A 21,653-nucleotide genomic window follows, 5' to 3' on the forward strand; every position below is an offset into this window, starting at 1 on the left:
CACCGGAGCCGAGGTGGTGGTCAATAGACCGGTGATTAAGGGGTTGGTACCCGTCTACTTCGCCACCAATCGCGTGGTGACGGGTGGGTTCGGTCTGGAATTGACCCAGATCTCCTATAGTCGTGCGGCCAGCAACACATTTGGCCGCGTGACGGTTAGCATTCCCATCGTTCACAAGATGGGAGAAGTCGAAACGCCGAAGACAAGCTGGTTCGGGATGCGCAAGGAGGCGGAGGCCGATGGAAAGCATTTCCGAATCCAGAAGCTCGATCGTCTTTCCCGTGAGGAGTTTGCTTCCGCTATCGCAAATCCGGCCGACAGCCTGATGCTCTTTGTGCACGGCTACAACGTTGCCTTTTCCGACGCAGCCTTCAAGGCGGCTCAAATTGCTTTCGACGCGAACTACAAATGTACTCCTGGCCGTCCAAGGGCGGAGTGAAGGACTATGACTACGATCGGGAGAGTGCTTTGTACGCTCCGGATGGCTTGTTCGATCTCCTCCAGCTCATTAAATCGGCGGGCAAAGTCTCACGAATTATCGTGATTGCGCATAGTCTGGGCAGCGAGGTGGTTTTGGGCGCCTTGCAGCAAGCCGCGTTGAGCCAGACGGCGCTCGGGATTACTGAATTGATTTTTGCGGCCCCGGATGTGGATCGCGACATTTATCTTCAGCGCGCGAGCCTAATCAAGGCAGCGGCGGGCGCGGTGACGCTATACGCGTCCTCGACGGATCTCGCGTTGCTCGCCTCCATGGAGAAAGCGCAATCCACTTCGCGAATGGGGTTCGTGACCAAGAGCGGGCCAACTCTCGTGCCCGGTATCGAAACGGTCGATGTTTCTGCTGTGGGAAGCGAAATGTTTGCTCTAAATCACAGTACGTACTCAACCAGCCGCGCGGTTCTGGATGACATAGGCCGGATCATCTCGTCCTCGACGCATCTTAAACCCCCGCAGCGGACCCCGACCCTACGATCGATGTCCGACGATTCGAATACGACTTATTGGATGTATCCCTATTAAGAATAGCTCTTCGGCTGTTTGCAGAGTTGTGGGCCACAAACCTGGCAGATGTGTGCGCGTTCAACGCGAAAATCAAAACGCACGGAGGCAAGAACTGATTGATTGTAGGGCGGATGCAGAACCCCATCCGAGTTCGCGATGACCTGCCACCCGCCTGGATCTGGCGCTCCGCTAGCCGAAGGCTCCGCGCCAGCTCCCGTCGCTGCCACCGCCCAACCGGGCAAATCCAACGGCACGGGCGAACTCAGGACTGGAAAAAACTTGGGGGCAAGGTCACTGAGAGACTGGATCGCAGTGGCAGAGCTGCGTGCTCCTGCCCGTACACGACGGAGGCGCCAGCCTCGCTTCTCGGATTGACAGCAGAGTGTCGACCTTCAGCACGCGCATTAGCTTACATCAGCGGATCCGCCGACGCACGGATCTCCCGCAATGGCGGACCAATGCGGGCGGCGATCTAAAGGCGTGTGCGAACGTCTTTTGCTCTGCCGCCCGCTTTGGCGCGCCGTGTTCTGCCCGTTGTTCTCGCTTCAACGTTTCGGAGCCTGTTTCCTTGTCCGGTACGGACCTAGGTGAATTCTCGAGCAATAGCCGGCAAAGGAAGGACACTATCTCTCAATCCCCCTTGGCTCAAAAAGTTAAATTGGAAATCTCAGATCGCACTCAAGCGCAAGTCGACGGGCCAAAGCAGGTCAGTTCACGTCGTGATCCCGAGCGCCGAAATGGTCATCCTGGAAGCCGATCAGGACCGGGAGTGGTGAACTCGGCCTTGCGCTGCCTGACTTCCCGCCTCTTCGGTCTACAGGCGCGTCAAGAACCTCCGACAGACTGATTGCCTGAGAAGCTCCAAGCAGCTGGTCGGATATGCGACATGCGTCGCAAGCTCGACAGAAATGATACGAAAGATGCGTAATTTCAATGAGCGCTGGCTGGCATGCGACTTGCTATTTTCTCCGCTGAGCCAGGTAGAGCGAATTTGAGCAATGACCAGTCTGACTGAGAGCGCAAGTCAAGTCGGTGCGGCGAACCTGCTGAGCGTCGGTTCGCGGGCCCCCTCGATCAAAGTGGAGAACTGGCTACGCGGCCAGCCCGTTAGAAAGTTCGAACCTGGAAAAGTATATATCCTCGAATTTTGGGCGACGTGGTGCGGACCATGTATCGCCTCCATGCCAAATCTGGTGGTCCTGCAAGACAAATACAGGAACAACGGAGTTGAGGTGGTGGGCATCGCGGCTCACGAACAAGCTTCGACGGAAAATGAAGCGCGAGCCAGCTTGGACGCCTGGTTGACAAAGAGGTTGTCAAATCTGAACTACGCGATCGCATTCGACTACGCCGGCGAAATGAACAAGCTTTGGCTGGATCCAAGCTTTTCTGTCGGGATTCCCACGTCATTCGTCGTTGACCGTGACGGCCACATCGCCTTTATTGGCCATCCGACGCAGCTCGATCATGCCTTGCCCAAAGTTCTGAACGGATCCTGGGCAATGAGCGATGACGCCGGAGCGCTGGATGCGGAAAGGATAAACACCGGCGGACGCACAAAGCGTGAACTATCGCAGAAGAGAGCTCTGGTGGAGCCGATCTTTGGCAGACTTGAGCCCGCCATAAAGAGAAAGGATTGGCCGACAGCTCTTTCCGCTATCGAGGAGGCCCTCGCGGCGATGCCGGACGAGGTCACTTTCCGTGGGCTTCACGCGGAATTGTTGCTTCACAACATACGCGACCTGGGGGCTGGCCTGCCGGTGTTGCGCCAATTAGTTCGCGACGCGATCGAGAAGAAGTCCGTGGTTTGGATGAGCGTCGCGATCCGCCAACTGTTCGACCCCGCGAAAGACTACTCCGATTTTCCACATGCGGAGCGCTTTGCTATGGGCAAGGAGCTCTCCGAACACATCCTGGCTGCGAATCCGCCCCGAGGCAGCGACGGCGCGAAGTTCCTGTCGTACGGGGCGGTCGCTCAGTACTATTACGAGACGGGTAAGAGGGACCGCGCGATCGAATTGGTCGAGGTGGCGCTGAAGTGGCTGGATGCAGCGCCTGCCTCGGATCTAGCGAAACGGGACGTCGTGCAGTGCTCTCTCCAGGCTTTGGCGAGCTACAGGAGTGAGAAGCTCTCTTACGAGGAGTGCTGTTCAGCCCCGCAAAAGACGGGGCCCGAAAAACCGGAACCGAGATCGCCAAGGGAGGCAGCGTGAGCAATGCTGCTTGGCATGTCTTTTCGGCCTCGTGGTTTGCGATCGCGAATCGAAGCGTCTTGGGAATGTCGGGGCATTCACATGAAGTGAGGACAGGAGGCGCGAGCCGGTGAACGCAGGCGAGGCCGCACCACCATAACATCTTTATGGCGAATGTTTCCTCAAGGTTGGTCGCGCTCCGACGCGATGGCGGCGAGAGTGCCTGCTGAAGTGAAGAGTGGTCGCCGGCTGCCAAGGTCGGCGTCCTAGAAGATGCTGGATGGCATCTTCGAACAACCAAAAAGATAGAAATGGGTGGTGACGCTGATGCTTTCCAGCTCTCAAGGAAGCTTTCTCAACGTTCTATCGCTGCTGTCGGAAGCGGTTCAGAACTTCGTTCCGTGTGGAGGGCAAGCCGATTCGGGAGAGGCGCCAGTCCGTGGCTCTGGACTGTGCTGTTCGGAGCCGTCAGAGTCCCCTGCGCCCGCCAGTGAAGGAACACTGCGCGAAGCTGTACCTTCATTGAGCGCCCTCTTTGCTGGCACGGCGCCGGGTCGAGCATGATGTACAATCAGCGCCAGCGCCGCTCTGTCAAAGCCGCCGCCCTGTTCCGGAAATCTGGGCCCTGGTACAAAGTGCTTTACGTCCAGGTGCTCATAGCGATCCTGATTGGCATTCTCGTTGGCTGGCTATGGCCCGCTGTGGGGACGAGTAGCTGGGTGAAAGCGCTTGGTGATGGGTTCATCAAGCTGGTCAAGATGGTGATCGCGCCGATCATCTTCTGCACTGTTGTCTCCGGAATTTCGCATGTTCAGGATGCACGAAAGGTCGGCCGAGTCGGCGTCAAAGCGCTACTTTACTTCGAGATCGTATCAACCTTCGCGCTCATCCTGGGTCTTTTGATGGGCAATCTCGCTCAGGTCGGTCATGGGCTCGCTCCCAAGGGGGATGCCGCGGCCGTAGCCAACTACGTCAAGACGGCGGAAGCGCAGAAGACGGTCGATTTCCTCCTCAATATCATTCCGGATAGTGTAGTTGGCGCTTTGGCCCGAGGTGACGTGCTCCAGGTGCTACTGTTTGCCATCCTATTCGGGTTCTCGCTGATGGCGCTTGGGGAGGTGGGTGAGCGGATGCGCGGTCTGGTTGACGATGCTGCGCAAGCGGTGTTTGGAGTCATTAGGATCGTAATGAAGGCAGCCCCCATCGGGGCGTTCGGCGCCATGGCCTACACTATCGGCGAATTCGGACCGTCCGCGCTCGGTAAACTCATCGGATTGGTCGCCCTGTTTTATGTGACAGCCGGGCTCTTTGTGATCATTGTGCTTGGCCTGATCGCGCGCTTGGTAGGTTTTTCTATTCTAAAGTTCATCGTCTACATCAAGGATGAGCTGCTGATCGTGCTCGGAACATCGTCGTCCGAAAGCGCGCTGCCGCAGTTGATGGAAAAACTGGAACGGCTGGGCTGTTCCAAGCCGGTCGTGGGCCTAGTGGTGCCGACAGGATACTCTTTCAATTTGGATGGGACGAACATTTACATGACGTTGGCGACCTTGTTCATCGCGCAAGCGCTCGGGGTCGATCTCAACTTCAGCCAGCAGCTCACGATACTCGTTGTGGCGATGCTCACCTCGAAGGGCGCAAGCGGTGTCACCGGCGCGGGCTTCGTCACCCTGGCCGCGACCTTGACTGTGGTCAGTCCTGAACTCGTCCCTGGCATTGCCATCGTATTCTCGATCGATAAGTTCATGAGCGAGGTGCGTGCGCTTACCAACATCATCGGGAACGGTATTGCCGCGGTCTTTGTGTCCTGGTGGGAGGGCGAGCTCGATAGTGTTTCGCTACACGCGCAGTTAAAATAAATGTGCGAGCTCAGCCTAGAATGCCCCGGGCCAACAAAGCCCTGCCGTTCAATCCTGATTGGGAGCAGGCGACCATCCGGTGGAGACATTTGTTTTGTTCGAAAGTGCCACACAGACCAATGATTCCCCTTAAGCTTTCGATTTCGAAGCGAGCCGGCTCGACCGGCCCCTTATGAGCATCATTTAGCTCACGGATGATGCAGGCGTAGTAGCCGGGATCGCCCGATCGGGGGATGGTCATGCATGGCGAACTCATCATCTCGCCATCGGCGAGTTGACGCGACGGCAAATCCTGGCGGCGGTGGACAGGATAGCCAAGACCGGTAAGCGCGGCGCCGCCAAGGACGTGCGCAGGCACACGCACACCTTCCTCGAATGGTGTGTAGGCGAAGGTTATGTGGAGCACTGTGTTTCGGCATGGAATAAGGGCTCTGACGCAATTTTGGTGCAGCACTGGTCATGTGGCACCGATTAGTCGAGCCTGCAGCAAGTCGAGCTTGGCGCGTCCGTACATTTGGCGCTTCACCAGTCTGAGCTTGGTGATCTGGCCCTCGGTCTGTCCGTTGGACCAGGACGTGGTGATCGCTGCGCTGACGGCGGCCTTGTCCTTGATGACGCCGTTGGCGAAAGACATGACGAGGCTTGCGCATGCTCGTTCCAGCCATGGTTCAAGCTCTATGTGAGCCTTCTTGCGGATCATCGCATGGAAAGCGGCTATGATCTCTCGAGCTTCCACCAGAAGAGGAACGCCTTGCTCGATCGCCGCAATGGAGACGGTCTCTGACCTTGATAGTGTATCGCGGCCATTGGTCATCAGGCGGGCGATAGTTCTCGCGGACGGTACGCGCTGCAGGCTCTGAGCATCGGGCATTTCGGCACGCCGACGGCGTGTCGCCCATTCGGTAACGACTCGCACCGAGCCTCTAAATCCCTGCGCCTTGAGGCAACGCCACAGGTCGGCGCCATTACAATGACCAGCGGCCCACTGAACATCGAGCCATGGCAGGTAGTGCTCGAGCGAGCTCTCGCGCACCCTGAACACGTCGGATCGCTGACCTCGCAAGACCCTGCGGATGAGGCCCCGGCTATGGCCGGTGAGCCGTACGATCTCCTTTATGGAGACGCCCGTCTCAGCCTGTTTGAGGATTGCGGTGTTGGTGTCTTCTCGCCGAAGATAACCATCATATTGAATGCGCTCGGCAGCGGTCAACAAGCTGGGATTTATGGTGGCGGAGCCGACCGCGATGCGGACCTGGCGCATGGATTTGCGAACCGCATCCAGGAAGGCGTGGCTGGCGTTCTCCATGAGGTGCCAACGGTCGGCGACCTGGGTGGCGTGCGGGAGTGCCTTGGCCGCAGCAAGGGCGTAACCGCCGCCGCGGTCGCGCGCGACCACAGCGATCTGTGGCTGCCCCGCGAGCCAGGCCTGCGCAGTGGCTGGCTCTCTGTCGGGTAAGAGAGTGATCGGTCGTCGCCGCTCGAGGTCGCAGATGATCGTTCCATACCGCTGATTGCGCCGCCAGGCCCAATCGTCGATGCCGATAACGCTCGGCGCAGCAAAGGGTGGACACCCGCGCCTTCTAACCACCCGAAGCAACGTGTCGTTGCTCACGGGCAGCATAAGTCGACGGGCAAAACTCGCCGCTGGGCGGCCACCCAAGGCGAGGCCAAGGTGATGGACGATTAGATCGAGCCGGGTCGTTCGCCGCGCCCACGGTGCCAGAGCGCCGTCATCGAAGCGCTCGGTGAAAATACGCCGACCGCAGAGAGCAGTAACGCAGCGGAAGCGGCGCGCCACGACCACCAAGCGAACCTGCCGTCCCGCAAGCGGCAGATCGGTTAGGCGCCGCTGATATCGGCTATGGATCCGCCCAGAACTGGTCCCGCATCCGGGACAGAGACTCGTCCCGCTAGTGGGACGCAAGGTGATCACGGTCGTAGCGCCATCACAAAAGGCGCTTTCCACGTCAAACCCGTGAGGGACCAGAGCCGACGGACGTAGGGCTCGCTTCATCATATTGATTCCTTTGTGAAACCAACACGAGCCGGCGCTTGAACTTCATCAAAAGTGATGGTGTGGAACGGCCCTTCGAACCGGCATCAAAAGTGCCTAACGTGGTCGCGTAGAGAGGCGCCACAAACGAAGGACCGTTCCATGGAGAAGATTATCACAGTGGGTTTGGATTTGGCCAAGTCGATCTTTCAAGTTCACGGCATCGCCGAAAACGGGAAAGTCTTGGTTCGTCGCACATTGCGGCGATCGCAGGTTCTGCCCTTCTTTCGGAGCCTTCCAGCTTGCGTGGTAGGTATGGAGGCCTGTGCGAGTGCCCATCACTGGGCACGCGAGATAGCGGCGTTGGGCCACTCTGTCCGCATGATGCCGCCAGCCTACGTGAAGCCTTACGTCAAACGAAACAAGACCGACGCGGCGGATGCTGAAGCCATTTGTGAGGCGGTCAACCGCCCGACAATGCGGTTCGTGCCCGTGAAGACTGCCGAACAACAAGCAGCCAGCATGATTTTGCGAACGCGAGAGATGCTGATGAAGCAGCGCAGCCAGACTGCAAATGCCCTGCGTGCCCATATGGCCGAATTGGGCATTATCGCTGGCACAGGCATGGCAAGCATCGCAAAACTCCTGGTGCTTCTCCGGGACGAAAAAGACAATAGGATTCCCGGCGCCGCCCGCTTTGCCCTGATTCTATTCGCTGAACAGATTGAGCTGCTTACAACCCGCATAGAGAAGCTCGACAGAGAGATTTTGGTTGCGGTCAGAAAGGACCCCGATGCGAGGCGTCTGATGAGCATACCGGGTGTCGGTCCTCTCATCGCCGCTACCGTTCGGACATCCGTCGCGAATGCTCGCGATTTTGCGACTGCACGAGATTTTGCCGCTTGGACCGGGCTCACACCGAGGGCACAGTCGAGCGGCGGAAAAGAAAGGCTCGGCGCGATATCAAAGCGTGGAAATCGGCAACTACGGACGCTCTTGATCGTTGGTGCGACCTCTATCATTAAGCTTGCTAAACGAGGCTTGAAAGTCCCACTCTGGATTCGGACCATGCTGCAAAGACGGCCGGTCAAGGTCGTATCGGTCGCGCTCGCTAATAAGATTGCGCGCACGATCTGGGCCTTGCTGGTCAGAGGCGGCATCTATCAGGCGCCGGCCGCAATGCTGAAATCCTAATCTCAAGAGCTCTCCGGCGGAAGAAGAACGCTGCCGAGGAGGCAAGGTGCAAATCTGGATGAACCCCGAATGACGTCATTCCCGGTAGCAATCAGACCGCCTGACTCACTGCGCTTCGAGCGCGAGAAATTGATTGGGCGATTGCTTCCGCGGATATCATCGTGGCCAGCGGCCAGGCGCCGCGTTCACAGGCCGAACATATGACCGCACCGTCATCCCTTGTTCAACCAGAGAAAGATCTTGCAGCCCGGGCCGTTCCACATATGAGTCAGAGCCCCAGTCGAACGCCCAGCGACAATGACGACCGAGAAAGCGGCAGGAGGCGGCATGAGTTTCTCACCTGTTGCCTTGAACAAGACAGTGAGAGGGGAGCGGCGGTTTTTGCGACGGGTTGGAGGCCGAGAGAGAGGCTCCCGGCCGCCCGTCGTGGAGAATCGATATGACCAAGGCTGTCCAAAGATCACGCTGTGCCCCTCACGCGACATTCTGTTCAACAAGCTGGTGCTGAGCCAGTCCATGTCCGGCATGTGAAGGCCGGCATTTCCATCGAGCAACTCGCCGAAAGCGTCGCACGGCGTACGCTCCTGCAAAGCCTCAACGTGGGGGCGGTTGTGGACGCCGAAGGCAATGAGACCGGGATATTCGAGGTGCCGGCCGGCGGCCGGCGCTATCGCGCGCTGGAGCTTCTCGTAAAGCAGAAGCGGATGGCGAAGACGCAGCCGGTTCCTTGCGTCGTGCGTGAGGGAGGCATCGCTGCTCCACGGTTGACGCGGCGCTTGCGCGCCCGTTCCGCCCGACCTTCCGGGGCGGTCTCGTCCTGACCGGCCTCGGCAGAGGCCGCGAGCTGCTCGACATCCTCGAGGCCCAGCAGCATCTGTTCCTCAGGAAGCGACTCCGCCCTCCGGCCAAAGCGATGACGCTGCAATTCCTTGATGATCTGACGCAGCCGCTTCGCTCTCGTGCCGCTCGGCAAGCAGCTCAGCGTCTCGGGATCGTCAGGAAGGTTATCGCTCACGGGCAAATCAGAGCATATTCGCGCCCGCCTGACGACGTACTCGATGCCTCTGATTCACTTCGCCGCAGCGCGGCCCACAATTATCCGGCTTGCGTCGGGAGGACCGTCTCCCGTGCCGCGTGGACACGCCGCCAATCGAGCCCTTCGAGCAGCGCGGACAATTCTGCCGCTGACAAACGCATCACGCCATCCTCGATCTTCGGCCAGCGGAAGACGCCTTCCTCGAGCCGCTTGGCGAACAGGCACAAACCCGCGTACCATCCCAGAAGATCAGCTTGATCCGGTCCGCGCGCTTGGCACGGAAGACATAAACAGCACCCGAGAACGGATCGGCCTTCATGTGCTCGCGTACCAACATAGCAAGCCGTTCCAATCCCTTGCGGAAGTCGACTGGCTTGGTTGCCACCATCACCCGGACAGTGCCGGACGGGCCGATCACCGGCTTGCCTTCAACGCATGGACGATGGCCGCAATCATCGCCACGTCCGCGCCTTGGCCGATCCGGATAGTGACGCCTTCGGCTTCGATCTCGATGCCCCCAACATCCGGCTTGGCCTTCCGTCGCGCTGTCTTGCGCTCACGGCCCGCAACGGCGACCGGCGCATGGCGTCTACCACCGCCGGTACAAGCGGCGGATCGTCAGCCATCGGCGTCGGCAATCGCCGTGCTTGCCGCCGCCAGGTAAACACTTGTTGTGGGGGCGGCCCGTGTCGCCGGGCAATCTCGGAAACGACCGCGCCTGGTACCAGCGCCTCCTCGACGATCCGGGCCTTGTCGTCCTTGGAGAACCAACGACGGCGTCGCGTCTCCGTGATCACTTCCAGCCGGCGCCCCGTCGCGTCCGACTTAAGCGTACGGTCAAGCATAAACACAAGCCGATCCCTTCAAAGAGATCGTGAAACTCGCCTATCCCGTGTGCCGCGAGAAGGTGGGAGCGGAACGACGCTTACCCATCGTCCGCCTCATCGGTGCGATCTTGCTCGAGCAGAATGACGAATGGGCTGTCCAGCGAGACCGTTACATGACGCTGGAAACTATCGCGCCCTTGAGCGATGATCCAACCGTCAGCCTTCCGGCTATCGCCAGCTGATCTGCCCCGCCCTGGCCGGTGAACGCGGTACCCGCCGTCAGCTACACCACGCCAGGGGAGTACGTCATGCCAAGCTGATGAATGCTTGTGGGTGCAAGTCCCATCCGGCCAAAGCCGAAGCAGGCAGACCGGGACCGAGTCTTGCGGGCGTCGCGGCAACGCGGGGTTCGAAGTGTAGACAGGAGCCATGCGGGGTGCGGGAATGAGCCTCGAAAGGTGGATGTTCGCGGAGGCCGAGTGTGTTCCCTAAACACGAAGGCAGCATGAGCATCGTCGTTATGCGAGACGATGTCGCTCCGTCGGGGCTCGATGGCCGGATCACGCATGGAAGGTAATCATCGGAACATGAGAGGCCCGACCGGGTCCACTGGATTGGTCTCCAGTGGGGGACAGCGGCAAGGCACTGCCAGAGCCGCGGTCCGAGCTGAGGTCGGGAGTCGGACTGGTTCATAGTACCTGTGAAGTCGTCGAAGGAAACGAGACGCATGGAGGGAAGGGGCCAGCCCCGAGGGGAGCCCGCGCGAGAAGGCCAGGGTCCGGACACAGAGCCGGGTTGCCTTGCCGCCGAACCTCGAACGGGTGAACGCGGCAGCCAAGCAGGCTGCCCAAACCCGGTTCACAGCCTTGCTGCACCACATCGACGAGGACGCTCTGCTTCGGGCGTTTCGACGACAAAAGCGGCAGGCCAGCGCGGGGGTCGATGGGGTAACGGTGGCGAAGTACGAACAGAGGCTCACGGATAACCTCCGCGACCTCTGCGGGCGGGTCCACACGGGTCGTTATCGGCCACAGCCGGTGCGACGAGTTTACATCCCCAAAGCCGATGGCGGTAAGCGGCCTCTCGGTGTGCCGACGCTAGAGGACAAGATTGTCCAAAGCGCGGTAGCCGAGGTGCTGAGCGCAGTCTATGAGGCCGACTTCCTCGGGTTCTCCTACGGCTTCCGGCCAGGGCGGAATCCTCATATGGCGCTTGACGCCTTGCACACGGCGATCATGAGCCAGCGCGTCAACTGGGTGCTCGATGCCGACATACGCAGCTTCTTCGACTCGGTCGACCACGAGTGGCTGCTGCGGATGGTGGCGCACAGGATCGCCGATCCTCGCATATTGCGGCTCATAGAGCTGTGGCTGCGGGCCGGCGTTCTTGAGAGCGGCGAGAAGCAAGAAACGGACAGGGGTACCCCGCAGGGGGCGGGCATCAGTCCGCTCCTCGCCAACATCTTCCTGCACTACATCCTCGATCTCTGGGTCCACCAATGGCGTCGTCGCCATGCACGCGGTCGCATTGTGACAGTGCGTTATGCGGACGACTTCGTCATGGGCTTCGAGAACAAGGTGGATGCGCAGGAAATGCTCTTGGCCCTCAAGGCGCGGCTGGCCAGCTTTGGCCTGATGCTTCATGAGGGCAAGACGCGACTGATCGAGTTTGGCCGGTTCGCCGCCCTCTCGCGTCAGCGGCGCGGCGAGCGGCGACCAGAGACCTTCGCCTTCCTCGGCTTCACCCACTACTGCGGGCGGACCCGAGATGGCCGGTTCATCGTGAAGCACAAGACGGAAGGGAAACGCCTGACGCGTAAGCTGACGGCGTTGCGCCAGAAAGCCTGGCGGTTCATGCACGCGCCACTGGCCATGCAACACGAATGGCTCACCGCCGTTCTGCGTGGACACTACGGCTACTATGGCAGACCGCACAACTATCCGGCGCTCAACGGCTTCTACCGGGAGGTGCGTCGGACCTGGCTGCGCTGTCTGAGACGGCGTAGTCAGAAAAGCCGGCGCATGGGCTGGCCGGAGTTCGAGACCCTGACGGCTCGCTTCCGTCTGCCCGTTCCACGCATCACTCGCACTTGGGCGCAGGCGCGGATATGACGCGGGTTACCCTCGGGAAGAGCCGGGTGCGGGAAAGCCGCCTGCCCGGATCTGTGAGGGCGAAAGCCAAATGGCTGAGCTACTCGACCACGATCTCCCTGCTTGCGTGGCGGTCAACGAAAATGGGTATCCGCTTAAGCCGGGGGGCCGAGACGATCAACATCCGCGGTTTTGGAGCCTCGGTCATCCGCGTTGAACGCGACAGCCACTTCCTCGCCGTAAACCGAGCGTTGGAGCTCGAAAGCCTGCTGCCACGTGCCAGGTCTACCGGATGCCATCTCCATCGGAGAGGACAGTACGGGTAGGAAATGGTGTGATCGACAAATCAATGAAGTTTACGGCACGTTGAAGTATCGCCTTGGTCCAAGCAAGGTCAGGCGAAGCTGCGATGACATATCCGATCCTATCTCGGCAATCGCCTTTCCTGACGATCGGGGTCTTTGGTTCAATAGAAAGTTTGACCTCTGTGACACCTGGTACGGCAGCAGCATGACTTTCGCCGCCGATGGCATTGAGAATGCCATCGCGATCGGGAACCAGAATCCGCGCGGCCGCAGTCTGCGAATGACATCTGCGCAAATTGCATTTCTCCCCGATCACAAGCTTGATGTGCTCGGTGATTAGATCAACACCGTAGGCGAGCTTTACAAGTTGGGGGTTGGGTGTGCCACAAAGACGCGGATTAACTTCAATCACGATAGGGCCAAGCTTCGTCAACCGTATATCAATGTTCGTTGGCCCCCAGCCAAGGCCGAGGGCTTGCAAACCGCTCAGCGAAACGTGGGCGATGCCTCTATGCTCTTCATCAGTCAGCGGTGCCGGATAGATGTACTCACGGCAGACGAAATGCGGCGGGCGGCCGAAGTCAGCCGTGCCAATCCCGATGACCTCATTTTCCATAATTTCAACGCTATAATGGGGACCTTGTGCAAATTCTTCGATCAGTATCCTTGGGGAAGACCGCCATATGTACTCCCCACCGAGTAGATACCTCGTATGTTCGGCCAACTCGTCGACATCGCGGCACAATCGGACACCGCTGCTGCCGATGCCTACCGTTGGCTTGACAATCACCGGCAGGCCGATCTCCGCGGCAGAGCTTTCTACGCCCCTCGCATTCGCAGCCAGGCGGTAAGATGGTACTGGTATGCCGCCCTCCGCGAGAAGCTGACGTTGGACGAACTTGTCGCAGCAGCGCTCGATCGCTGCAGGGGGTGGGCCCGGCAGATCGAAATTCAGGCAGAGCTTGCCCACCGCCGCATAGGCTGACTCCTGGGCGCTGGTAATCCCGGCAATGTCGAAGGTCGAAGATAACCTTGAACATTCGTGTATCAGCGCATCAATATTAGCTGTGTCGACACAGTTTACCTCGCAGCCTCCTGCTGCAAGATGGTCATAGCGAGTGGGGTCAGACGACAGAGTGATAGGATGAAGACCAAGACGCTGGGCCGCTTGAACGTACAGCCGAGCATTACTTGCGCCTTCAAGCAAAATGAGAGCTCTTCTTGGCATTGAGTGGTGACTCCGAGGTAGTATGCAGTGCTGCGGCCTGAGTGTAGTGCGGCACCCGAAACCGGCCCAGCTCATGCCCGAATAAGCGCCAAAACGAAGAACGCCGGCCCATATTCTGCTTCAGGCGCGATCTGGGCCACTTCTCAATTGACCCAGGCGTAGTTCGTGGTGAGCGGTTACGGACATGAACAGCTGCCTCGGGTTTGGCAATGTGGATCTTCATACCTGAGAGAGATGAATGCACGCACCTTCAATTAAGATCGTTATAAGTGAATATCAGCGAGTATCTTGCGACGATACTACCAGCCTAGATAGGTGCACGGGATTAGGTTCTGCCGCATCGGATACCCAGTTCGCTCGTCGCGAGATACCCACGCCGACCTGCCACTGAGTTTCATCAGCGGCCATTAGAGTGTTGCAGTTTTTTTGCAGCGAGACCGAATGTTCCGGCCTTTGTCGACAGGAATAAGAACATCATCTCCGAAAGCGTGGAGAATGCGCGCGGATGGCTCGTCGGATCTCACCCGGTACTCCCGGTCCCACTCGACGCTGGTGGCGAAACCCCTGTCCCGCACCGACGCTGCCTCGACAGTTCCAGGCCCGCGATCGCTTCGATGTGAAGTTGTCGCGCCGACCGGCTGACCGGTTGGCGGTGTAAGGAACTGACGTTTATCTTGCCTGTTCAAATCGTGCTTCGAGAACCGGTGCATGGGAATAGTCGCCGTGTGGCCGAATCCGGAGCCAGGTGCAACGACTTAGGCGGTCGTTGCCAAATAGGAGAGCTTAGATGAAGCTTTATGTTGGGTTGGACGCCGGCCTTGAAGAAGCCAATCTTTGCATCGTCGATGGCGAGGGCCTCATCGCTCGCGAGGTCAAGGTCAGTACCGAGCCAGCGGCAAGGGCTAAGCGGATCGCCTGGAGCGAGTGGGACTCGAGGCGTCATCGCTTAGCATCTCGCTCTATCGCGCACTGCAGCCAGCCGGGTCCCGATCATTGTCGTCGAAGCGCGCCACATGCGCGTGTCGCTGTCGACAATGCGGAACAAGACCGAACGGAATGACGCCTGCGGCATCGCGGCAGATGATGCAGCCGGGCTAGCTAGCCCGCATTTCTCACAGTGTTGAGGCGCATCGGGGCGCGAATCAGCCAAGGTTCTTGCGAGAAAGACTTTGCCGTGATTCAGGAATGCCCCGATGCTGATAGAGTGTAGCGCAGAACGGTTTGATTTTGGAATGGTAGTAGGCCGCATCGTGGACGCGGCTTTTGATGGTGGCCTGGTGACGTCGGATGCTGGCGCGCTGCTTCTGGGCGCGTCCGATCGGGCGATCGATCTGGTGGGGCGCTTTGCAGATTGCTTTCGCGATCATCACCGCCCGGACTTGATCGAGCACGCAGTCGGAACGTTGGTCGGACAGCTGGTCTTTGGCATCGCACTTGGCTACGAAGACCTCAACGATCACGACGAGTTGCGGCACGACCCGCTGATGGCGGTGTTGGCGGGCAAGCTTGTTGCTCGGCGCGAGGACTGCGCACCGGTGGCCGGCAAGTCGACGCTGAACCGGCTGGAAGTGGGCCGGGAGGAACCTTCGCGCTATCACAAGATCGCCTACGACGCGTCGGCGATCGAGGCGTTGCCGGTGACGCTGTTCCTGGAGGCGCACAAGCGACCGCCGCCGCAGATCATCCTCGATCTCGACGTCACCGACGATCTCTGCACGGGCATCAGCGGCGCTTCTTCCACGGCTATTACGACTGCTACTGCTATCTGCCGCTGTACGTGTTCTGCGGCCGGCATCTGCTGCGACCAAGCTGCGGCGCGCCGACATCGACGCCAGTGCGGGCAGCGTCACGGAGGTTGCGCGGATTGTGCGGCAAATCCGCGCCCACTGGCCTTTCGTGCGCATCGTGCTGCGCGCCGACAGTGGCTTTGCGCGCGAGGCGCTGATGGCGTAGTGTGAGCAGAACCGCGCGATTATATGTTCGGGCTCGCCCGCAACACGCGCCTGGTCGCCATGATCGAAGAGGAGCTCGCCGCGGCGAGAGCCACGGCCGAGACGACCGGCCGCCCGGCACGCCGCTTTTCGCCCGAGCTGGCAACGAAGCCCGCGTCCGCGAACTGATCGAGCGCAGCGATCCGATGTTCGTAGTGATCATCGAGGCGATGCTGGACTCCGCGGCGCCATTTTCGAGGGCTACGATCGCCTGCATCGTTGCAGTTGGTCCAGCATGACCCGTCTGCCGGCGCTTGATGACGCTTCCCGGCGTCGGTCCCGTTCCGGCCTTGTCATTCAAGGTCGGTGTCGATGACCCCCGCCGCTTTGGGCGATCTCGAAGGTAGACCCCATTTTGACTTGGCGCCGATGCGAACCAGTCTGGCACGTCGATCGACTATGAAGGCCGCATCAGCAAACAGGGTGACGTTGCCATGCGGCGCTTTGCGAGGCGGCCGCAAGCCTGCTGCTGCGGGTAGGAAATGGTTGGCATTGCGGGCGTGCGGCCTACGGATCGCCAAACGGTCGAGCATTTCGCCACCACAGCGAAGAGGTGGCCGAGGGCAAGCCTGTCGCCAAACGAAGGGACCATCAAAGGAAATACGCCAGCCCCGGCAATCGCCGCCTCATGGTACTGTTGAGGCGCCCCGGCGCAATCGGCCGATCTCTCATACTTGAGTTCGTCACAAGCGAGCTTCTCCGCAAATAGAACTTGCCTTCAAGATGACTGAACGTCGCGCAGCCACACCAACTAGCCAAATGATCCGCATTGTCTTAGACGGACGACCCGAAATTCCGAGGTCGGCGCCGCAGTGTCAACCGACAACCTCGTCACGTGCACCTATCTTGGATGGTAGTATCGTCGCAAGGTATTCGCCGCTACATTTGTTCGGCCGTAAGCTGGGTCGATTGGGGATAACGCTCCGCCCTCAGGCTGCAGCACTGCATCCAACGTCGGAGTCATCAGTCAATGTCGAGAAGAGCCCTCAATCATCTCGGCTGTACTCCAGGCGGCTCGGCGTCTGATCAACTCAGTGGGAAAGGTCGGAGTTTATCTACAGGTGGTGCGTCTGCGGCGGATAGCCTCCTGTTCCCGCGCTCTTGTCGGCGACCCGCCTCGTTTACTGAGTTTGGACACGATCGGGTGGCGCATGCTGGGTCGATCAGAGCGGGGAGGCCTTCGCGGACGCGCCTTGGACGTGGCATCGCTAAGGCGTAGACCGACCGACCCACCCACCCAAGTAGTTAGCAATCCCGGAGAGGACTTGTCCGGTTTCACGACAATATCGCCCTAACGGCACCTCACATATCTCAGACGCTGATATGAAGGAGCAAAACAGATATGCTTACGGAGGATCCAGAGATGCGACCCGAGCTATACGTGAATGGATATACTTTTGAGGAATATCTCGATTACCTGCGTCATGATCATCCCGCGTTGTATGATCTTCTTAGTCACGAGAGATGTTGCGACGCTGAACTTGCGAAAATGAATATGAAGTCGTGGGAGTTCGAGGATGAGAAAGTAGGTGGCCGCGGCTTGGCCTACAATTCTGCACAGAAGAGTGCGGACAATCGAAGAGTGGGCATGACCACGCTTCTGAAGTGCTTCTCGCCTTCCCTCGAAGCTCCTAGTCAGGATTTCAGGATCCTGGATGTACTCGGAGGCGATGGAACCTTTGCACGGTTCTGTAAAACGCTTGGGCGTCACACTCCGACAATCTATACAGCCGACATTTCGAAATTCATGATCGACGCCTGCCACGCTCAAGCGTTACCTTGCTTGCGTCAGTCCGCAACGCGAAGTTTGTTCCGTGAGAACGTACTAGACGGCGTTCTCATTGCTTACGGCAGCCATCATCTTGATAGCAACGCAAGGCGTCTGGCAATTGGCGAAGCGCACCGTACTCTGAGAGCGGGTCGTCGCCTTGTGCTGCATGATTTTGAGATCGGCGGAAGATGCGCTAAATGGTTTGACAGCGTTGTGCATCCCTACTCGCGGACTGGGCATCCGCATGTACATTTCTCGCGCCACGAAATGCTCGATCTCTTTGCGGGCGCAGGGTTTCGCGACGTTAGGGTATTTGAAATCAGTGACCCATTCACGCTGCACGGAGGCTCACCTGAAGAAGCCAAGCGCAATGCAATCATGCACATTTACGACATGTATGACCTGATCAAGGTCACAGAATCGGCATGTGATATTGCGCGTTGCCTCGAGCGACACATAACAGAAACGTTCGGATCCATATCTATCCGACAGGAAGAGCGCCGATATGTAGCAGAAATTTCGCGTGACGCGCTGATTGCTGTGGGGACCAAATCGACCTGTGACAGCTAGTGCACGGGCAATGATGAGCAGTATCGAAGATTGTTACAGACGCATTCTGATTGAGGAGATCTTCCTAGAATTTCAGAGGGATGGATCAATTAAATCCCGCCCGCTACTAGCGAAGCACTTTACCAGGATTGGCGCGCTCAATGTTGCGGTTACGATCGCATCCGCCGTCGTACAAGCCGATTGATGTCCTGCTCCTGACTCCCGGTACGTTCGGGCCGAACATGTGGCGAATGTGGCGCATCAAGAGACGAGAGAGAGCTATGGGAAACCAACCAAGTGGGAGAACAAGGGTATGGGAAACTGTGGCCAGCTGCGTGCGACGTGGTCGGGCCGGTTACAACCAGTTTTGCTCCGCTTCACGATGGTGGTAGTCGGCAATGAAAGGCGATGAACTGTGGAACTGTGTTCGGAGAGAGTGAAGGGGCTCGCTGGTATGAGGCCGGGTACGGATGCAGAAGGCGCCGCACTTGGGGCTGCGCAAGACATCCACAGTGCGCAGCGAAGTCAGCCACTAGACGATCGATTCCATGAAACCTGCGATGCTAGAGCAGGCTGAATGAGTGGAACGGACGGGCAGTTGGCGGATTCCTCGTTTGCGGTCGGCAAAACGAGGAGCTGTGTCATGGCTGGATGGCGGCGAGCGGTCGAGTTGGCGATGACCGACGAAAAGATCGCAACATTGGCGGCTCTTTCGCGGTCGAGAACTGAACTCGCGAGCCGGGTGTCGCGGGCGCAGATGCTGCTGGCGTATCGCGAGAACCCTTCGTTTGCGCAGTGGGCCAAAGACTTGGAGTCCATCGTCAGACGGTGCAGCGCTGTGTCGAGCGAGCGCTGGCCGATGGCCCGCTGGCCCCCCTTGACGATCGCCCGCGCCCCGGCAAGGAACCAACCATCACGCCTGAGGCCAAAGCCTGGTTGGTGTCGTTGGCGTGTGACAAGGCGAAGGACCATGGCTATCCACATAAGTTGTGGACGACGCGGCTGTTGGAGCGCCATGCGCGCGAACACGGGCCGACGGCAGGGCATGCATGCTTGACCAATCTGGTCCAGGGAACGGTGTGCAAGATCCTCGGCAAGGAGGAGATCAAGCCGCACAAGGTGCGCTACTATCTTGAAAATCGCGATGCTGAGTTCGAACGGAAGATGGCCGAGGTCCTGTGCGTCTATCGTGAAGTCGCAGTCCTGAAAAAAGCCCCCGCCAAGTCGAAGAGACGGGAAAGCCGGTGGCGATCGTGTCGTGCGACGCAAAGCCGGGAATCCAGGCCATCGCAACGACGGCGCCGGATTTGCCGCCCGAACCCGGCATCCATGCAGGCTTTGCGCGCGACCACGAGTACAAGCGGCACGGCACGCTCAGCCTGTTCGCCGGGATTGATCTGCTCACCGGCAAGGTCCACGCTCTCGTCAGAGACCGTCACCGCAGCCGCGAATTCATAGAACTCCTCAGACTTCTCGATTCCGCTTATCCGAGGAGCACCACGATCAAGTCGATCCTCGACAATCGTTCCGCGCACATCTCGAGAGAAACCAGAGCCTGGCTCGCCAACACCAAGCGGGCGTTTCGAGTTCACCTTCACGCCCAAGCACGGCTCGAAGCGCTCGACGTGGTTGAGCCATGACGAACTGGTCGGGGTCAGGTGCACGTGCCAACGCGGCCGTTTAGCCAGCCATTTTCGGATCAAGGGGGTCTTGTGCGTGGCGTAATTGTCGATGACGAGATGGACGTCGAGTTCACGCGGCACGGCAGCCTCGATCTCGTCGAGGAACTTGCGGAACTCAGCAGCACGGTGGCGTCTATAGCACTTGCCGATGACCCGGCCGCTCGCAATGTCGAGGGCGGCGAACAGCGATGTGGTGCCGTGCCTCGTGTAGTCATGGCTTCTTCGGGCCGGCTGGCCGGGACGCATCGGCAGCATCGGCTGACTGCGATCCAGCGCCTGGATGTGGGACTTCTCATCGACACATAGAACGATAGCGTGCTCCGGTGGCGAGACGTAAAGGCCACAACGTCGCGCACCTTGGCCACGAAGTTTGGATCAGTCGAGAGCTTGAACGGCTCCATCCGGTGCGGCTGGAGCCCGAAGGCCCGCCAGATGCGTTGTACCCTCGACACCGATAGGCCGCTGGCCTTCGCCATGTCGCGGGAACTCCAATGGGGGCGTTCTCGGGGCAACTCTCCAACGTCCTCACGATCACGGCTTCGATCCGGGCATCGTCAACCGTAAGTGGCGCCCCGGAGCGCGGCTCGTCGTGCAGCCCGTCCATGCGCCGCTCCACAAAAACGGCGCCGCCACTTGCCTACCGTCGATCGGTCCAGGCCCAGCTTGGCCGCCACTTCCTTGTTCTGACCGCCTTCCGCGCAGGTCAGCACGATCCGGGCTCTCAGAGCCAGCGCCTGCGCCGTCTTCCGCCGCATCGTCAGCGACCTCAGTTCGGCACGCTCTTCATCGCTTAATGTCAAGGAGGCAAGTTGCTGGACCGCCATCAGATCCTCCGTCGCTGCTGCAGCCTCCATCCTTGGCACAGCGACGCGAATCTACTGCGAATCTATAATTGCGAATTTGTGACTCGGGACACTAGGTCCGCGCCGCCCCGTCGAGGTTTCACTTCAATTTGGCCTCCGTCCCCAATCCTTTGAGTTGCTGCCGGAGAGAGCGTTAAGCCTCATGCAGAAGATATCCGGGAAAAGCTCGGCGACTCCGACCTAATCTCGGCACACTCGGGCGAGATTCTCTGGACTCCATTGTAAAAGTAAAGAGGCGATCACTCTCCTCCCAAGCCGCCCAGCTGCCAAGATTGGGGATTGAGCATTTCTTAGGAGTCATGCAGCGTACAAACTAGACCGCGCGACAATCTCGATTCAGGCCCGCGCCAGACGCCTCTTGTAGAGGCCGGAGGAGTAACCTTATGACGCAGCCTCCGCTCTTCCCACCGCCTTTTCCCATCGACGAATTCCGTTCCCGCCTCGCAGCCTTGCGCGCCATCATGGCCGGGCGAAGCGTTGAGCTCCTTATCGTGGACCAGGCAGAACACAGATCCTATTTCAGTGGTTACTCGTCGACAGCGGCCATGTATCAAGCCTTGCTCATCCCGCTTGATCGAGAGCCGATCGCAGTGATCCGCGGCGTCGACGCACCGGGCTTTAGCAAGGCGAGCCGGTTTAGCGACAGCGTGGAGTTTGCCGATCACGAAAATCCAATCAAGGTCTTGGCCGAGACGATCAAAGCCCGCGGACTTGGGTCCTCGACGATCGGTGTCGAGCGCGACAGCCATTTCCTGACGGTAAATCGAGCATCGGAGCTCGAAGGCCTGCTGCCAAGTGCCAAGTTCGTCGATTTCTCCCGTGTCATGTGGGAAATGCGACTGGTCAAGTCCCCCCTCGAACTTGCCTGCCTCGAGGTAGCCGCCGAAATCTGCGACCGGGCGGCGGCGGCGGCCTTCGACGCGGCTCAAGCGGGTGTCAACGAGCGTGAAGTCTTCGCAGCCATGGCCAGCGAAGCTTGGCGCAATGGCGCTGACAATGCGCAGGTCGCGGTTATCTCGTCCGGACCGTCAACATCCTTCCATGCCTCGCTGGGCGGCCGCCTATTGGAGG

General features: G+C 59.3%; 12 protein-coding genes and 9 pseudogenes. 14 read left to right on the forward strand and 7 right to left on the reverse strand.

Features of this window, described 5'->3' with window-relative positions:
- Positions 1–325 precede the first annotated feature (325 nt).
- The 4 genes and pseudogenes from AC0L27_RS37475 to AC0L27_RS37490 all read left to right on the forward strand — a co-directional run.
- Positions 326–1,020, forward strand: a pseudogene (locus AC0L27_RS37475) (alpha/beta hydrolase).
- A 980-nt stretch (positions 1,021–2,000) separates the two neighbouring features.
- Positions 2,001–3,215, forward strand: a complete 1,215-nt coding sequence (locus AC0L27_RS37480; RefSeq protein WP_473322779.1) for a TlpA disulfide reductase family protein — start codon at positions 2,001–2,003, stop codon at positions 3,213–3,215.
- A gap of 542 nt (positions 3,216–3,757) precedes the next feature.
- Positions 3,758–5,053, forward strand: coding sequence for a C4-dicarboxylate transporter DctA (dctA, locus tag AC0L27_RS37485; RefSeq protein WP_473322801.1), 1,296 nt, complete (start codon positions 3,758–3,760; stop codon positions 5,051–5,053).
- A 265-nt stretch (positions 5,054–5,318) separates the two neighbouring features.
- Positions 5,319–5,471: pseudogene (locus tag AC0L27_RS37490) on the forward strand (tyrosine-type recombinase/integrase); the annotation flags it as partial.
- Between the two features lie 39 nt (positions 5,472–5,510).
- Here AC0L27_RS37490 and AC0L27_RS37495 read toward each other — a convergent pair.
- A complete protein-coding gene (locus AC0L27_RS37495) occupies positions 5,511–7,067 on the reverse strand; it encodes an ISL3 family transposase (RefSeq protein ID WP_473322803.1) in 1,557 nt (518 codons plus the stop codon).
- A 141-nt stretch (positions 7,068–7,208) separates the two neighbouring features.
- On the opposite strand from AC0L27_RS37495, the gene AC0L27_RS37500 reads away from it, so the two are divergent.
- Together AC0L27_RS37500 and AC0L27_RS37505 are read left to right on the forward strand one after the other, a co-directional pair.
- Entirely contained in the window at positions 7,209–8,240 is a 1,032-nt protein-coding gene (locus tag AC0L27_RS37500) for an IS110 family RNA-guided transposase (protein WP_473322781.1), read from the forward strand.
- 439 nt (positions 8,241–8,679) lie between these two features.
- Positions 8,680–8,995, forward strand: a pseudogene (locus AC0L27_RS37505) (ParB/Srx family N-terminal domain-containing protein); the annotation flags it as partial.
- Here the strand turns inward: AC0L27_RS37505 and AC0L27_RS37510 are convergent.
- The 3 genes and pseudogenes from AC0L27_RS37510 to AC0L27_RS37520 all read right to left on the reverse strand — a co-directional run.
- Positions 8,995–9,255: pseudogene (locus AC0L27_RS37510) on the reverse strand (transposase domain-containing protein); the annotation flags it as partial. The pseudogenes AC0L27_RS37505 and AC0L27_RS37510 sit on opposite strands and share 1 nt — an antisense overlap.
- An 80-nt stretch (positions 9,256–9,335) precedes the next feature.
- Positions 9,336–9,694 (reverse strand): annotated as a pseudogene (gene tnpB, locus AC0L27_RS37515) (IS66 family insertion sequence element accessory protein TnpB).
- A 34-nt stretch (positions 9,695–9,728) separates the two neighbouring features.
- Positions 9,729–10,121: a transposase gene (locus AC0L27_RS37520; protein WP_473322783.1), complete on the reverse strand. Its 393-nt coding sequence runs from the start codon at positions 10,119–10,121 to the stop codon at positions 9,729–9,731.
- An 86-nt stretch (positions 10,122–10,207) separates the two neighbouring features.
- On the opposite strand from AC0L27_RS37520, the pseudogene AC0L27_RS37525 reads away from it, so the two are divergent.
- Positions 10,208–10,345: pseudogene (locus tag AC0L27_RS37525) on the forward strand (IS256 family transposase); the annotation flags it as partial.
- 558 nt (positions 10,346–10,903) lie between these two features.
- A complete protein-coding gene (ltrA, locus tag AC0L27_RS37530; protein ID WP_473322785.1) occupies positions 10,904–12,214 on the forward strand; it encodes a group II intron reverse transcriptase/maturase in 1,311 nt (436 codons plus the stop codon).
- Between the two features lie 264 nt (positions 12,215–12,478).
- Here ltrA and AC0L27_RS37535 read toward each other — a convergent pair whose 3' ends face one another.
- Positions 12,479–13,726, reverse strand: coding sequence for an ATP-grasp domain-containing protein (locus tag AC0L27_RS37535; protein WP_473322786.1), 1,248 nt, complete (start codon positions 13,724–13,726; stop codon positions 12,479–12,481).
- A gap of 1,232 nt (positions 13,727–14,958) precedes the next feature.
- Here AC0L27_RS37535 and AC0L27_RS37540 point away from each other — a divergent pair.
- The 3 genes and pseudogenes from AC0L27_RS37540 to AC0L27_RS37550 form a co-directional block, all read left to right on the forward strand.
- Complete coding sequence (locus tag AC0L27_RS37540; RefSeq protein ID WP_473322788.1) at positions 14,959–15,684, forward strand: transposase; 726 nt, start codon at positions 14,959–14,961, stop codon at positions 15,682–15,684.
- Positions 15,685–15,702: 18 nt separating this feature from the next.
- Positions 15,703–15,846: a hypothetical protein gene (locus AC0L27_RS37545; protein ID WP_473322790.1), complete on the forward strand. Its 144-nt coding sequence runs from the start codon at positions 15,703–15,705 to the stop codon at positions 15,844–15,846.
- 113 nt (positions 15,847–15,959) lie between these two features.
- A pseudogene (locus tag AC0L27_RS37550) lies at positions 15,960–16,058 on the forward strand (hypothetical protein); the annotation flags it as partial.
- Positions 16,059–16,255: 197 nt separating this feature from the next.
- Here the strand turns inward: AC0L27_RS37550 and AC0L27_RS37555 are convergent.
- Positions 16,256–16,363 (reverse strand): annotated as a pseudogene (locus AC0L27_RS37555) (gamma-glutamyl-gamma-aminobutyrate hydrolase family protein); the annotation flags it as partial.
- A gap of 735 nt (positions 16,364–17,098) precedes the next feature.
- On the opposite strand from AC0L27_RS37555, the gene AC0L27_RS37560 reads away from it, so the two are divergent.
- Both AC0L27_RS37560 and AC0L27_RS37565 read left to right on the forward strand, forming a co-directional pair.
- Positions 17,099–18,058, forward strand: coding sequence for a class I SAM-dependent methyltransferase (locus tag AC0L27_RS37560; RefSeq protein WP_473322793.1), 960 nt, complete (start codon positions 17,099–17,101; stop codon positions 18,056–18,058).
- A gap of 807 nt (positions 18,059–18,865) precedes the next feature.
- Complete coding sequence (locus AC0L27_RS37565; RefSeq protein WP_473322796.1) at positions 18,866–19,495, forward strand: helix-turn-helix domain-containing protein; 630 nt, start codon at positions 18,866–18,868, stop codon at positions 19,493–19,495.
- Between the two features lie 155 nt (positions 19,496–19,650).
- On the opposite strand, the pseudogene AC0L27_RS37570 reads toward AC0L27_RS37565, so the two are convergent.
- Positions 19,651–20,543: pseudogene (locus AC0L27_RS37570) on the reverse strand (IS630 family transposase); the annotation flags it as partial.
- A gap of 422 nt (positions 20,544–20,965) precedes the next feature.
- Here AC0L27_RS37570 and AC0L27_RS37575 point away from each other — a divergent pair.
- Positions 20,966–21,653: aminopeptidase P family N-terminal domain-containing protein (locus tag AC0L27_RS37575; protein ID WP_473322798.1), on the forward strand; the 688-nt coding region annotated here is incomplete at its 3' end.

This window comes from Bradyrhizobium sp. Ken51, from assembly GCF_055807435.1.